At 65.3% G+C, this 13,539-nt stretch carries 12 protein-coding genes; all 12 read right to left on the bottom strand.

Translation table 11 applies throughout. The annotated features are described in order from the left end of the window. Nucleotides 1-22: 22 nt before the first annotated feature. The 12 genes from O1Y97_RS00575 to ubiE all read right to left on the bottom strand — a co-directional run bounded on the left by O1Y97_RS00575 (nt 23) and on the right by ubiE (nt 13,443). Nucleotides 23-715, bottom strand: a complete 693-nt coding sequence (locus O1Y97_RS00575; RefSeq protein ID WP_318762735.1) for a response regulator transcription factor — start codon at nt 713-715, stop codon at nt 23-25. Beyond that, nucleotides 712-3,435 carry a sensor histidine kinase gene (locus O1Y97_RS00580; protein WP_318762736.1) on the bottom strand — a complete coding sequence of 908 codons (2,724 nt, stop codon included), beginning with the start codon at nt 3,433-3,435 and terminating at the stop codon, nt 712-714. The genes O1Y97_RS00575 and O1Y97_RS00580 overlap by 4 nt, the downstream gene beginning before the upstream one ends. A gap of 63 nt (nt 3,436-3,498) precedes the next feature. Then, nucleotides 3,499-4,068 carry a potassium-transporting ATPase subunit KdpC gene (gene kdpC / locus O1Y97_RS00585; RefSeq protein ID WP_318762737.1) on the bottom strand — a complete coding sequence of 190 codons (570 nt, stop codon included), beginning with the start codon at nt 4,066-4,068 and terminating at the stop codon, nt 3,499-3,501. Between the two features lie 13 nt (nt 4,069-4,081). Next, a complete protein-coding gene (gene kdpB / locus O1Y97_RS00590) occupies nt 4,082-6,154 on the bottom strand; it encodes a potassium-transporting ATPase subunit KdpB (RefSeq protein WP_318762738.1) in 2,073 nt (690 codons plus the stop codon). 37 nt (nt 6,155-6,191) lie between these two features. Further along, nucleotides 6,192-7,895, bottom strand: a complete 1,704-nt coding sequence (kdpA, locus tag O1Y97_RS00595; protein WP_318762739.1) for a potassium-transporting ATPase subunit KdpA — start codon at nt 7,893-7,895, stop codon at nt 6,192-6,194. A gap of 34 nt (nt 7,896-7,929) precedes the next feature. Beyond that, nucleotides 7,930-8,019: a K(+)-transporting ATPase subunit F gene (locus O1Y97_RS00600; protein WP_183262925.1), complete on the bottom strand. Its 90-nt coding sequence runs from the start codon at nt 8,017-8,019 to the stop codon at nt 7,930-7,932. A 355-nt stretch (nt 8,020-8,374) separates the two neighbouring features. Next, on the bottom strand, nt 8,375-8,980 hold the full coding sequence (gene gstA / locus O1Y97_RS00605) for a glutathione transferase GstA (protein ID WP_318762740.1): 606 nt from the start codon (nt 8,978-8,980) through the stop codon (nt 8,375-8,377). A 124-nt stretch (nt 8,981-9,104) separates the two neighbouring features. Continuing rightward, nucleotides 9,105-10,322, bottom strand: a complete 1,218-nt coding sequence (coaBC, locus tag O1Y97_RS00610; protein WP_318762741.1) for a bifunctional phosphopantothenoylcysteine decarboxylase/phosphopantothenate--cysteine ligase CoaBC — start codon at nt 10,320-10,322, stop codon at nt 9,105-9,107. Between the two features lie 9 nt (nt 10,323-10,331). Then, a complete protein-coding gene (locus O1Y97_RS00615; RefSeq protein WP_318762742.1) occupies nt 10,332-10,733 on the bottom strand; it encodes a type II toxin-antitoxin system VapC family toxin in 402 nt (133 codons plus the stop codon). Next, the gene (locus O1Y97_RS00620) at nt 10,733-11,008 is read right to left on the bottom strand and encodes a FitA-like ribbon-helix-helix domain-containing protein (protein WP_318762743.1); all 276 of its coding nucleotides are present in this window, start codon (nt 11,006-11,008) and stop codon (nt 10,733-10,735) included. The genes O1Y97_RS00615 and O1Y97_RS00620 overlap by 1 nt, the downstream gene beginning before the upstream one ends. 70 nt (nt 11,009-11,078) lie before the next feature. Further along, entirely contained in the window at nt 11,079-12,653 is a 1,575-nt protein-coding gene (ubiB, locus tag O1Y97_RS00625) for a 2-polyprenylphenol 6-hydroxylase (protein ID WP_318762744.1), read from the bottom strand. A 13-nt stretch (nt 12,654-12,666) separates the two neighbouring features. After that, the gene (gene ubiE, locus O1Y97_RS00630; RefSeq protein WP_108609549.1) at nt 12,667-13,443 is read right to left on the bottom strand and encodes a bifunctional demethylmenaquinone methyltransferase/2-methoxy-6-polyprenyl-1,4-benzoquinol methylase UbiE; all 777 of its coding nucleotides are present in this window, start codon (nt 13,441-13,443) and stop codon (nt 12,667-12,669) included. Between the last annotated feature and the right edge of the window lie 96 nt (nt 13,444-13,539).

Below are 13,539 nucleotides of genomic sequence, written 5' to 3' on the forward strand. Positions count from 1 at the left end.
CGGCGGAGCCCTCGCCGTTGCCTCAATCGGCTTCGCGCAGCCGGTAGCCGACACCGGTCTCGGTGGTGATGAATTGCGGCTCGTCGGGGGTCTTTTCGATCTTCTGGCGCAGTTGCCGGACATAGACCCTGAGATACTGCACGTCGGCCGAACCGCCCCAGACGTGTTCGAGCAGGAAGCGGTGAGTCAAAACCTTGCCGGCGTGCTGCACGAGCACGCGCAGGATGTCGTATTCCTTGGGCGACAGCTTCACCTCCTGCCCGGCCAGCCTGACGATGCGCTTGACCAGGTCGACCGACAACTCGCCGGTCTGGAACACCGGCTTTTCGCCCTGCTGCTGCAACCGGTGTCGAAGCGCGGTGCGGATGCGGGCGGCAAGCTCGTTCATGCCGAAGGGTTTCGAGACATAGTCATCGGCGCCGAGTTCCAGCGCCTTGACGATGCCGGCCTCGTCGGTGCGGCTCGACAGGATGATGACGGGCACCGCAAGCCCCTCCGCCCGCCAGGCGGCGAGTAGGTCGTGGCCGGCCATATCGGGCAAGCCGAGATCGAGCAGGATGAGATCCGGCTTTTCCTCCTTGACCAACGTCATCGCCGTCTTGCCATTCGGCGCCTCGCTGATGGCATAGCCTTGGGTACCGAGGCCGACGCGCAACAGCTTGCGGATCGGCGGCTCGTCATCGACGATCAGGATCTTCACCGACGCGCTGGTCATGCAATTCCATCCATGTTCGGTCCGTCCAGGCTTGGCCGCTCGGCCGGCACCGGCATGGTGATGGTGAAGACCGCGCCGGGGCGATCGGCCCTGTTGGAGGCAACGATGGTGCCGCCCATCGCCTCGACGAAACCGCGGCAGATCGACAGGCCAAGCCCGGTGCCGGCGCGGACGTGGTCGCCCTTGCGGACGCGGTAGAACGTATCGAAGATGCGTTCGAGATCCGCCTGCGGGATGCCGGGGCCCTCATCCATCATCTGGATCGCGACCGAAGTGCCGTCGGCCCAGCCGCGGATGCGGATCAGCGAACCCTCGGGGGCATATTTCGCGGCATTGTCGAGCAGGTTGAACAGCACCTGTTCGAACAGCACCGGGTCGAGCTTCAGCATCGGCAAATCGGCCGGCATGTCGACTTCGGTCTTGTGCTGGGCGGTAATCTTGGCAGCGCGGCGCAAGGCCGAACCGACGATGTCGCCGGCATAGTGCAGCGCGTAGTTGGGCTCCATGGCGCCCGACTCGAGCTTGGTCATGTCGAGCAGGTTGGCGATGAATCGATTGAGACGTTCTGACTCGTCGAGCACGGTCGTGACGAGCTCCGCCCTGCCCTCCTCCGGCAACGAGGTGCCGAACTCGCGCAGCGCGCCTGCCGCGCCCATGATACCCGCGAGCGGCGTCTTGAGGTCGTGCGAGATCGAGGTGAGCAGCGCCGAGCGCAGCCGGTCGGCCTCGACGGCGAGCCGGGCGCGATCGACATCGGCGACGAGCTGGATGCGCTCGATGGCAACCGCTGCCTGGTCGGCCAGCGCGTCGAACAGACGCTGCTGTTCCGGCGTCAGCAACGGACCCTGGCGGTCGTTGTCGAGGCCGACGACACCGACCGCCATGCGCCCGGTACGCAGCGGCAAATAGAGGCGCTTGGCGCCTGGCAAGGTGTCGGCGCCGCGGCCGGCGGCGCGGTTGTGCTCCCAGGCCCATTTGGCTGCGGCAATGTCGGCGTCGACAAGCGTATCGTCGGGCGGATAGCCGGCCTTGACGGCGATGCTGCCATCCTCGGGCAGGAGCAGGACGACGCGAACCTTGAGCATCGAGGCGATCTGGAAGGCGGTGGCCCAGAGCACGTCGTCGAGCGTGCCTGTGCCGGCGAGCTTCTTTGCGAAAAGGTAGAGGTCCTCGGTCATGCGCGCACGTTCACGCGCGGCGGCGGCCTGGCGCTGGACGCGGCCGGTCAGGTTGGAAGCGATGACAGCAACAATGAGGAAAAACAGGAATGCGACCACGCTCTCGGGATCGCCGATGTCGAGCGTGTAGAGCGGCGTCAGGAAGAAGAAGTTGTAGGTGCCGGCGCTGAGCAGCGAGGCAAACAGCGCCGGCCACAGGCCGAGCGTCACGGCAGAGGTCAGCACCGCCATCAGGAAGACGAGTGCAATGGAACGGACGTCGAGGAACTGGTCGAGCAGGAAGCCGACCACCAGCGCGCCGGTGACATGCAGCGTCGCGATGAAGTAGGGCCACAAGTCGAAGCTGCGGCGCGGGGCAGCGGTCTTAACGGCCTGCGAGGCGAGGGCCGCATCCTGATCCGTGCCCGAGGCGACGTGGACGGAGATGTTGCCGGCCTGGCGGATCAGGTCGTGGGTGACCGAGCCCTCGAAATATTCGCGCCAGCGCGACTTGCCCGGCCTGCCAACGACGATGTGGGTGAAGTTGTGGGTGCCGGCATGGCGGACGATGTCTTCGGCGACTGCCTGGCCGGGAATGGTGACCGCCTCGCCGCCGAGCTGTTCGGCAAGGCGCATGGTGGCGGCGAGCCGGTCCTTGTCGGCATCGGGCAGGTTGGCCGAGCGCGACGTCTCGACATGGAGGGCAGCCCAGGGACAACGCAGGCGATCGGCCTGGCGGCGGGCATAGCGGACCAGAGCGGCGCTGCGCGGATGCTCGTCGACAGCCACCAGGACTCGGTCGCCCGCCGCCCACGGTCCTTCGATGGCGTGAGCCTGCATGTGGGTGAGCAACTGCTCGTCGACGCGCTGGGCGGTGCGGCGCAACGCGAGTTCGCGCAGGGCGGTCAGGTTGCCGGGCGAGAAATAGTTCTCGATGGCACGGCGCGCCGTGGTCGGGACATAGACCTTACCCTCGTGCAGGCGCTTGATCAGGTCGTCGGGCGTGAGGTCGATGATCTCGACGTCATCGGCGCGGTCGATAACAGAGTCCGGCACCGTCTCGCGCACGGTGACGCGGGTGATCTGGGCGACGATGTCGTTGAGGCTCTCGACATGCTGGATGTTGAGCGTGGTGTAGACGTCGATGCCCCGGCCGAGGATTTCCTGGACGTCGAGGTAGCGCTTGGGATGGCGGCTGCCGGGGGCATTTGTATGCGCCAGTTCGTCGACCAGCACCAACGCCGGGTGGCGGGCGATGATGGCGTCGAGGTCCATTTCCTCGAGGGAGCGGCCCTTGTAGTCGACCGCCTTGCGCGGGACGATCTCGAAGCCCTCGACCAGCGCCTGGGTTTCCCTGCGGCCGTGGGTCTCGACGACGCCGATGACGACGTCGGTGCCATCGGCAAGCCGGGCGCGGCCCGACATCAGCATCTCGTAGGTCTTGCCGACACCAGGTGCGGCGCCAAGGAATATCTTGAGACGGCCGCGTCCTTCACGCTCGGCTGTCTCCAGCAGCGCGTCCGGCGAAGGCCTGCCTTCCTTGTCTCTGATGTCGTCTGGCATCTATTCTTTGTATCGCTATGCGCGCCGGAGTTCTTACAGTGTTAGAACTCCGGCGCGACCTTGTCAGGGCGCAATCGCAGCGTCGAGCGCCAAATTCAACTTGAGCACATTGACCACCGGCTCACCCATGAAGCCCAGCTCGCGGCCCTCCAGATGCTGGTCGACGAGGTTGCGGACGAAGGCCGCATCGGCGCCCCGCGCCTTGGCGACGCGGGCAAGCTGGAAATAGGCCGCCTCCGGCGAGATGTGCGGATCGAGGCCGCTGCCCGAGGTGGTGACCATCTCGATGGGCACCGGTGCGCCGGGATCGGTCTGCTTCAACTTTTCGGCCTCGGCCTTGATGCGGTCGATCAGCTTGGCGCTGGTCGGTCCGAGGTTCGAACCGGATGAGGCGGCGGCATTGTAGCCGTCGCCGGCGGCCGAGGGGCGACCATGGAAGTAGCGCTCGCCGACGAAGGCCTGGCCGATCAGCTCGGAGCCTATCACCGCGCCATCCTTTTCGATCAGGCTGCCATTGGCCTGCCTGGGGAACAGCGCCTGGGCGACGCCGGTCATGCCGAGCGGATAGGCAAGGCCGGTGATGGCGGTCAGCGCCAGGATCATGACGAGCGCGGGTCTGATTTGCTTCAACATGAAGACTATCCTTTTACACGAGGCCGATAGCGGTGATCGCCATGTCGATGGCCTTGATGCCGATGAAGGGCACGACGATGCCGCCGAGGCCGTAGACCAGCATGTTGCGGCGGAGCAGGGCTGCGGCACCGACGGCGCGGTATTTCACGCCGCGCAGCGACAGCGGGATGAGCGCGACGATGATCAGTGCGTTGAAGATGATGGCCGACAGGATGGCACTCTGCGGGGTGGTAAGCCCCATGATGTTGAGCGCGCCGAGCTGCGGGTAGAAGGCCAGGAACATCGCCGGGATGATGGCGAAATACTTGGCGATGTCGTTGGCGATCGAAAAGGTGGTGAGAGCGCCGCGGGTCATCAGCAGCTGCTTGCCGATCTCGACGATCTCGATGAGCTTGGTCGGGTCCGAGTCAAGGTCTACCATGTTGCCGGCCTCGCGCGCAGCGACCGTGCCGGTGTTCATGGCCACGCCAACGTCGGCCTGGGCAAGGGCGGGGGCATCGTTGGTGCCGTCGCCGCACATCGCCACCAGCTTGCCCTTGGCCTGTTCCTCGCGGATCAGGCTGAGCTTGTTCTCAGGCGTCGCCTGGGCGAGGAAGTCGTCGACGCCGGCCTCGGCGGCAATGGCGGCAGCCGTCATCGGGTTGTCGCCGGTGATCATGACGGTGCGGATGCCCATGCGGCGCAGCTCGGTGAAGCGTTCCTTGATGCCGCCCTTGACGATGTCCTTGAGGTAGATGACGCCGAGCAGGCGCGCATCGCGAACAACGGCCAAGGGGGTACCGCCGAGCTTGGCGATCTCGTCCGAGATCGCCTGGATGTTGCGCACCGCCTCGCTATCGGCCGGCGTGCCGGAAGCCGATGCCGCGATCGACTTCACATGGGCGAGCACCGAATCCACCGCGCCCTTGCGGATGGAGGAGCCGTCGAAATCAACGCCGCTCATCCGGCTCTGGGCAGTGAAGGGCACGAAATGCGCGTGCAGCGAGCCCATGTCGCGAGCCCGGATGCCGTAGCGCTCCTTGGCCAGCACGACGATGGAGCGGCCCTCGGGGGTCTCGTCGGCAAGCGAGGCGAGTTGGGCGGCATCTGCCAGTTCCTGCTCGGTGACGCCCTTGACCGGGCGGAACTCGGTGGCCTGGCGGTTGCCAAGGGTGATGGTGCCGGTCTTGTCGAGCAGCAGCGTATCGACGTCGCCGGCGGCCTCCACGGCACGACCCGACATGGCGAGCACGTTGAAGCGGACGAGACGGTCCATGCCGGCGATGCCGATGGCCGAGAGCAGCGCGCCGATGGTGGTGGGGATCAGCGTGACGAACAGCGCGACCAGCACGATGACCGGGATGTAGCCGCCGGCATAGGTGGCGAAACTGGGGATGGTGGCGACGGCGAGCACGAAGATCAGCGTCATGCCGGCGAGCAGGATGTTGAGCGCGATTTCGTTCGGCGTCTTCTGGCGCTCGGCACCCTCCACCAGCGAGATCATGCGGTCGAGGAAGGTCGAGCCGGCAGCGGCGGTGATGCGGACGCGGATCCAGTCGGACCGTACCTGGGTGCCGCCAGTCACTGCCGAGCGGTCGCCGCCGGACTCGCGGATCACGGGGGCCGACTCGCCGGTGATGGCGGCTTCGTTGACGGAGGCGACACCTTCGATGACTTCGCCATCGGAGGGGATGATGTCGCCGGCTTCGACCAGGACGACCTGGCCGACCTTGAGGGCCGTTCCCGGCACCATCTTCCAGGTAGTGCGGGTTTCGCCCTCGAGCAGCTTGGCCTGGGTTTCGGTGCGTGCCTTGCGCAGCGAGTCGGCCTGGGCCTTGCCGCGGCCTTCGGCAACAGCCTCGGCGAAGTTGGCGAACAGCACGGTGAACCAGAGCCAGAGGATGATCTGGAACGAGAAGCCGAGGCTGCCGGCGCCGGTGGCCAGGTCCTTGAGGAACAGCACGGTGGTCAGCACCGTGACGACGGCGACGACGAACATGACCGGGTTCCGGGCAAGGCTGCGCGGGTCGAGCTTCCTGAAGGCAGCGCCGATCGCCGGGAGAAGGATGCGAGCGTCGAGCAGGCTCGCGGATTTGTGGGTGCTCATGTGAGAGACTCCAATTCTTTCGTTTTGCGGCGCTGCATCAGAAGGTCTGGCCGACGATCATGGCGAGGTGCTCGACGATCGGGCCGACGGCGAGCGCCGGGAAGAAGGTCAGGCCGCCGACGATCAGGATGACGCCGGCGAGCAGGCCGACGAACAGCGTGCTGTCGGTCGGGAAGGTGCCGGCCGAGGCGGGAACGGTCTTCTTGGCGACCAGCGAGCCGGCAATGGCAAGCGCCGGGATGATGACCAGGAAGCGACCCATCAGCATGGCGAGGCCGATGGTGATGTTGTACCAGGGCGTGTTGCCGGTGAGACCGCCGAAAGCCGAGCCGTTGTTGGCCGCGCCCGAGGTGTAGGCATAGAGGATCTCGGAGAAACCGTGCGGACCGGGCGTGCCGACCGAGGCCACCGCACTGGGGATCAGCACGGCGATGGCCGTGAAGCCGAGCATGGCGAGCGGCAGGAACAGGATGGCGAGCACGGCCATCTTGACCTCCTTGGCCTCGATCTTCTTGCCGAGATACTCCGGCGTGCGGCCAACCATCAGGCCGGCGACGAAGATGGCGATGATGACAAACATCAGGATGCCGTAGAAGCCTGCGCCGACGCCGCCGACGATGACTTCGCCGAGCTCCATGTTGATGAGCGGGATCATGCCGCCAAGTGCTGTGAACGAGCCGTGCATGGCGTTGACCGCGCCGCAGGAGGCGGCGGTGGTGACCACGGCAAAGAGCGACGACAGGACGATGCCGAAACGGACTTCCTTGCCTTCCATGTTGCCACCGTCGATGCCGAGGGCATGGACGAGCGGGTTGCCGGCAGCCTCGGCCCAATAGGTGACGGCGACTCCGGCGACGAACAGGATGCCCATGGTGGCGAGGATCGCCCAGCCCTGGCGCTGGTTGCCGACCATGCGGCCGAAGACGTTGGTGAGGGCAGCACCCAGCGCGAAGATCGAAACCATCTGGATGAAGTTGGAGATGGCGTCGGGGTTTTCGAACGGATGCGCCGAGTTGGCGTTGAAGAAGCCGCCGCCATTGGTGCCGAGCATCTTGATGGCGAGCTGCGAGGCGACCGGGCCGACGGCGATGGTCTGCTGGGCACCCTCGACGGTCGCTGCGGTGACGTAGGCGCCGATCGTCTGCGGCACGCCGAGCCAGACATAGGCGAGCGTCAGCGCGATGCACAGCGGCAGGAGCACGTAGAGCGTGGCGCGGGTCAGATCGACCCAGAAATTGCCGATCGACTTGCCCGAGGCGCGGGCGAAGCCGCGGATCAACGCCATGCCGATGGCGATGCCGGTGGCCGCCGAGACGAAATTCTGCACCGTCAGGCCTGCCATCTGCACCAGGTAGGACATGGTGCTTTCGCCGCCGTAGTTCTGCCAGTTGGTGTTGGTGACGAAGCTGACGGCGGCGTTGAACGAGAGTTCAGGCGGCACCGCGCCCATGGCCGCCGGGTTGAACGGCAGGTCGCCCTGCACGCGCTGCAACAGGTAGAGCAGCAGGAAGCCGGCAACGTTGAAGGCGAGCATGGCCGCGGCATAGCCGGTCCAATGCTGGTCCTCGCGCTCGCTGGTGCCGGCAAGGCCGTAGAGCAGGCGCTCGACCGAGCCGAGGATGGGGGTGAGGAAGGTGCGCTCGCCGCTGAAGACGCGGTACATGTAGCCGCCGAGCGGCTTCACGAGCAAAACGACGATCCCGCAGAAAACGAGGATCTGTAGCCAGCCATTGATGGTCATGAGAAAAGCTTTCCGAACATGCGCGGGACGGTCTTCAGAACCGTTCGGGGCGGACGAGCGCGTAGGTCAGGTAGGCGAGCAGGAACACGGTCACTGCACCGCCGAGGATGTAATCGAACAACATCGGACGCTCCTTCAGAGGATGTCGCAGGCTTTGACGTAGGCGAAGCACATGGCGAAGAAGACGACGCCTATGGCGAGTACGAAGATGTCCATCTCCGGAATCCTTTCCTGAAATCGTCCCGGCAGGCCGGGCGTTGGGTCGATGCACGGCGCGACGACGCCAGCGGTGCGGGCGTCGTCGGCAGAGCTGTCGATGTCAGGGGGAATCTGGGGCAGAACCGCATTAAGGTTCGAGAGAGCGGCGCACTGAAAGAAATAGGAATTTCATAAAGAAAACGGCCCCAAGGCGGATGCCTGGGGCCGTTTTCTGTGGTCACAGCTTGGATTGCCGCATCAGTAGAGCGGCCAGCAATACGTCAGGCCAGGCCTTCGGCGCGCAGCGCCTTCTGCACCGCTGGGCGGGCGGCCACGGTACCGAGATAGCGCTGGATGTTGGCGAAGGACGACAGGTCGATGCCGACATGCTTGGCCCAGCCGAGGATGGTCCAGAGATAGGCGTCGGCGGCAGTGAAGGCATCGCCCATCAGGTAGGAACGACCATCGAGCTTGCCGTCGACATAAGCGAGGCGCCTGGCGAGAAGCTCGCGGTTGATCTCCTTGGTGGCCTCGGGCGTGTTGGGCTTGAAGAAGGCGCCGAAGACCTTGTGCAGCTCGGTGGCGACGAAGGCCAGCCACTGCTGGACACGGTAGCGCGCCATGTCGCCGGCCTTGGGCATCAGGCCGCTCTCGGGCTTCTGGTCGGCAAGGTACTGGACCAGCACCGAGGCCTCGGTCATCAGCTCGCCGTCGCCGAGCACGAGCGCCGGCACATATCCGTTGGGGTTGGTGGCGAGGAAATCCTGCTGGGCTTCGGTGGTCTTGGTCTTGCCGTCGACCTTGACGAGATCGAGGTCGATGCCGACTTCGTTGGCGACGATGTGGGGTGCCAGCGAGCAGGCGCCGGGCATATAGAAAAGCTTCATTTCAAGGAGAACTCCGGATGGGTGGGCCCTCCTGTCGCATGCGCGGGCGAGGCGGCAAAGCACCCAATCGGTGAACACTATGTCTGCCGCTGCAACCTGATCGCGATCTTGAAATCGCGCGCCGCTACACAGTGATCGTCTTCAGCCTCTCGGCAATGAGTGCGGCCAGCCGCGTTGCGACCTCTTCCTTGGAAAGATCCGGCCATTCGTCGACGCCACCCTTGCTGACGATGCGGACCCGGTTGCGGTCGCCGCCCATGACGCCGCCCTCGTGGCTGACATCGTTGGCGACGATGAAATCCGCGCCCTTCTTCGCCAGCTTGGCCTGGGCGTTCTTGAGCACGTCCTGGGTCTCGGCGGCGAAACCGACGACGAGGAATGGTCGCCTAGCGTGATGACCGACGCCGGCGAGGATGTCGGGGTTCTCGACCATCTGCAGCGCGGGCGGTCCCTCGCCCGCCACCTTCTTGATCTTCTCGCCGGCGGCATTGTCGGTGCGCCAGTCGGCAACGGCGGCGACGAAGACCGCGGCATCGGCCGGCAGCAACTGTTCGACGGCGTCGCGCATCTCGCGCGCGCTCTCGACATGGACGGTCTTCACGCCGACAGGATCGGCAATGGTGACCGGGCCGGAGACGAGGCGGACGTCGGCGCCGAGCCGGGCCAGGGCGGCGGCGAGCGCATGGCCCTGCTTGCCCGACGAGCGGTTGGCGATGTAGCGCACCGGGTCGATGGGTTCGTGCGTCGGCCCCGAGGTGACGATGACCTTCTTGCCCGACAGTGGCTTCGGCTTGCTATCGAGCAGCGCTTCGATCGCCGCCACGATCTCCAGCGGCTCGGCCATGCGGCCCTCGCCGGCCTCGTTGCTCTCGGCCATCTCGCCCTTCATCGGGCCGATGAAGTGGACGCCATCTTTTTCCAGGGTAGCGCGGTTACGACGCGTCGCCGGGTTCGACCACATGCGGGGGTTCATGGCCGGCGCCAGCAGCACCTTCTTGTCGGTGGCAAGAAGCACGGCGGAGGCGAGATCGTCGGCATGGCCGTTGGCGAGCTTGGCCATCAGGTCGGCGGTGGCGGGCGCGACCACGATCAGGTCGGCCTCGCGCGACAGCCTGATGTGGCCGACATCCTGCTCGTCCTGGCGGTCGAAGAGATCGGTGAAGACGTGGTCGGCGGTCAGCGCACCCACCGACAGCGGCGTGACGAACTGTTGGGCAGCCGAGGTCATGACCGCCCGCACCGAAGCGCCGCGCTCACGCAGCCGCCGGATCAGGTCGAGCGACTTGTAGGCCGCGATGCCGCCGCCGATGATGAGCAGGATGCGCTTGCCGGAAAGGATCATGCTTGGCCCTCAGGCCGGCTTCAGCGCCGGCACGATGTCGGTATGGATGAAATCGTCGCCCTTGAAAAGCAGTGGCAGCTTGCGGGTCTTGGCGAGCGCGTAGGCGAAGCAGTCGCCGAAATTCAGCTTGGCGGCGTGTCCGGAACCCCGGCTGTATTTCACCCGCGCAGCTATGGCGGCCTCCAACTCCTGCTCGCCAAACGGAACGAGCGTGATCAATGTGTCGGAAACCAACCCCTGCAAAAATGAAAGCCCTTTCGTCGGCGCAACCCCGGCCAGAACGAAAGCGCATTCGAGATAGGTCGGAACGGACATCAACTTGCCAGGCGTCTGTTCCAACATCCTGCTGAACAACAGGGCTTCAGGCTCGCGGCGAGCGATTGCCACGATGGCCGACGTGTCAACGACCATCACAGCCCCTCGTACTCACCGCTGAGCGCGTCGCTCAGTTCCTTCTGCGAGTAATATTTGTAGCGGCTGTCCATGGGCTCGTCGGTTTCGAGTTCGGCGGCTCGGCGCATGATCTCTTCGGCGCTAATGCGTGAGCTTGGGGCCTGATGGTCGGCCACCTCGTCCGACAGAAGCTGCCTGAGGGTTTCCTCGAGCGAATTGCCGTTCTGCGCTGCCTTCACGCGCAGCGCCTGCTTCACATCCTCGGGAACATTCCTGATGGTGAGTGTGGCCATGGCAGCCTCCATGCAGTCATTGACAGCAATGTAGTCATTGACAGCACTTGCGTCAAACAACAGGCGGCGGTCAGGCAATTTGCCAAGCGAGAAAGACCAGCGTCGCCGCGATGATCCAGAGCGCGATGCGGCCGGAGCGGTTGTAGCGCGCCTCGGCCTTGCCGATGGCCTTGGCGGTCTCGGGATCGAAACGCAGGCCGTTCTCGGCCATGGCGTCGATCTGGCGCGACAGGCGTTCGGTGCGGGCGGCGAGATCGGGCGCCTGGCGGACAAGCGACATCAGCGCGCCGAGGCCATCGCGGGCGTCGATGAGCAGGCCCTGCGGGCCGAGGTTGCCGGCGATCCAGTGACCGACCACGGGCTCCGCGGTCTTCCACATGTTGAAGGCGGGATCGAGCGTGCGGGCAACGCCTTCGACTACGACCATGGTCTTCTGCAGCAGCACCAGTTCGGGCCGCGTTTCCATGTCGAACAGTTCGGTGACCTCGAACAGCAGCGTCAAAAGCTTGGCCATCGAGATGGTCTCGGCCGGCTGGCCGTGGATCGGCTCGCCAATGGCGCGGATGGCCTGGGCGAAGGCCGCGACATTGTGGTGGCGCGGCACGTAGCCGGCTTCGAAATGCACTTCGGCAACACGCATGTAGTTGCGGGTGATGAAGCCGTAGAGGATCTCGGCGAGGAAGCGCTGCTCCTTCTTGCCGAGTCGGCCGGAAATGCCGAGATCGACGGCAACGATGTCACCCTTGGCGTCGACGAACATGTTGCCGGGGTGCATGTCGGCATGGAAGAAGCCGTCGCGCAGCGTGTGACGCAGGAACGACTGGACGAGCGTTGCGGCAATCGCCTTGAGGTCGAAGCCGGCGGCGCGGAGCCCCTCGATATCGTTGAGCTTGACCCCGTCGATCCACTCCATGGTGAGCACGTCGCGGCCGGTGCGCTCCCAGTCGACTGCCGGCACGCGGAAGCCAGGATCGTCCTTGGTGTTTTCGCCGAGCTCCGAATAGGCGGCCGCCTCGAGCCGGAAATCCATCTCGATCTTGGTGGTCTGGGCCATCGTCTCGGTGATCTCGACCGGACGCAGACGACGGCTCGAGGGGACGTAGCGTTCCTGCAGCCGGGCGGCGAGGAAATAGCTCTCGAGGTCCTGGAAGAAGCGCTTGCGGACGCCGGGGCGGATGACCTTGACCGCGACCTTGCGCGGGCCGTCCTGCGTCGCCACCTCGGCCGGATGGACCTGGGCGATGGAAGCCGCAGCGACCGGCGCGTCGATGCTGATGTAGAGATCTGAGACCTTGCGGCCGAGCGAGTCTTCGATGGCGGCGACGGCTTCCGACATCGGGAAGGTCGCCATGCTGTCCTGGAGAAGGGCGAGGTCGAGCGCGATGTCGTCGCCGACGACGTCGGGACGGGTCGCCAGGAACTGACCAAGCTTGACATAGGACGGCCCAAGCCGGGCAACGGCATTGGCGAGGCGGTCGCTGCGGACGCGCTTGAGCGCGCGCCGGCGGGTCAGCAGCCTGGCAACGCGCCAGCCGAATTTCGGCAAGCCAGTCAGCTGGTCGCCCGGCAAAGCCGCGACCACGCCCTCGCGCACCAGAACCCAGCCCGCGCGCGCGAGCCGGAAAGACGCCCCGATACTGCTCATCGCGCGGCGTCCGTCAAAGCTTCCAGCCCGAGTGAAGCGCTGCGATGCCGCCGGTATAATTGCGGAAGGTGACGCGATCGAAGCCAGCGCGGGAAATCATCGCGGCAAAATTCTGCTGGTTAGGGAACTTGCGGATCGATTCGACAAGATAGGCGTAGGGCTCGCCATCGCCGGTAACGGCCTGACCGATGCGGGGAATGGCGTTGAACGACCAGGCCTCATAGACCTTGTCGAGCAGCGGCATGTCGACCTCGGAAAATTCGAGGACCAGCAGGCGTCCGCCAGGCTTGAGCACGCGCCAGGCTTCCGTCAGAGCGACATCGATGCGCGGCACGTTGCGAATGCCGAAGGCGATCGTATAGGCGTCGAAAGTCTCGTCGGCGAAGGGCAATTCCTCCGCATTGGCCTCGACGAAATCGGTCTTGCCGGCGAGCCCGCGCTTTTCAGCGCGCTCGCGGCCGACACCAAGCATCGAGCCATTGATGTCGAGCACGGTCGCATGCGCGTTGCCATGCGAGGCATCGATGATGCGAAAGGCAACGTCGCCGGTGCCGCCGGCCACGTCGAGCACCTTCCAGCCGGGACGCTTGGGCGGATTGAGCCAGGCGACCATGGCGTCTTTCCACACCCGATGCAGTCCGCCCGACATCAGGTCGTTCATCATGTCGTAGCGGTTGGCGACCTTGTGGAAGACCTCATTGACCAGGCCCTGCTTGTCGCCCGCACCGACATTGCGGAAACCGTAGGAAGTTTCCATGCCGCCGACAGCTGTCGTCCGTTGTTCTGACATTTTGTTGTCCAATCAAATCCGGCGGGACCATAGCCGATCACACCAGCGGGCGCTATTGTTTGAGGCGCGGTTTTAGGCCGCGCCCGCGCCGACAGA

It is taken from the genome of Aminobacter niigataensis (genome assembly GCF_946995915.1).
In the GTDB taxonomy this organism is placed as follows: domain Bacteria; phylum Pseudomonadota; class Alphaproteobacteria; order Rhizobiales; family Rhizobiaceae; genus Aminobacter; species Aminobacter niigataensis.

Coding starts and splice junctions, on each gene's coding strand:
- ubiE (WP_108609549.1), bottom strand. CDS start 13,443: ATGTCAGAACAACGGACGACAGCTGTCGGCGGCATGGAAACTTCCTAC.
- gstA (WP_318762740.1), bottom strand. CDS start 8,980: ATGAAGCTTTTCTATATGCCCGGCGCCTGCTCGCTGGCACCCCACATC.
- kdpC (WP_318762737.1), bottom strand. CDS start 4,068: ATGTTGAAGCAAATCAGACCCGCGCTCGTCATGATCCTGGCGCTGACC.
- ubiB (WP_318762744.1), bottom strand. CDS start 12,653: ATGAGCAGTATCGGGGCGTCTTTCCGGCTCGCGCGCGCGGGCTGGGTT.
- O1Y97_RS00615 (WP_318762742.1), bottom strand. CDS start 10,733: ATGGTCGTTGACACGTCGGCCATCGTGGCAATCGCTCGCCGCGAGCCT.
- O1Y97_RS00600 (WP_183262925.1), bottom strand. CDS start 8,019: ATGTTGTTCGATTACATCCTCGGCGGTGCAGTGACCGTGTTCCTGCTC.
- O1Y97_RS00580 (WP_318762736.1), bottom strand. CDS start 3,435: ATGCCAGACGACATCAGAGACAAGGAAGGCAGGCCTTCGCCGGACGCG.
- kdpB (WP_318762738.1), bottom strand. CDS start 6,154: ATGAGCACCCACAAATCCGCGAGCCTGCTCGACGCTCGCATCCTTCTC.
- O1Y97_RS00620 (WP_318762743.1), bottom strand. CDS start 11,008: ATGGCCACACTCACCATCAGGAATGTTCCCGAGGATGTGAAGCAGGCG.
- kdpA (WP_318762739.1), bottom strand. CDS start 7,895: ATGACCATCAATGGCTGGCTACAGATCCTCGTTTTCTGCGGGATCGTC.
- coaBC (WP_318762741.1), bottom strand. CDS start 10,322: ATGATCCTTTCCGGCAAGCGCATCCTGCTCATCATCGGCGGCGGCATC.
- O1Y97_RS00575 (WP_318762735.1), bottom strand. CDS start 715: ATGACCAGCGCGTCGGTGAAGATCCTGATCGTCGATGACGAGCCGCCG.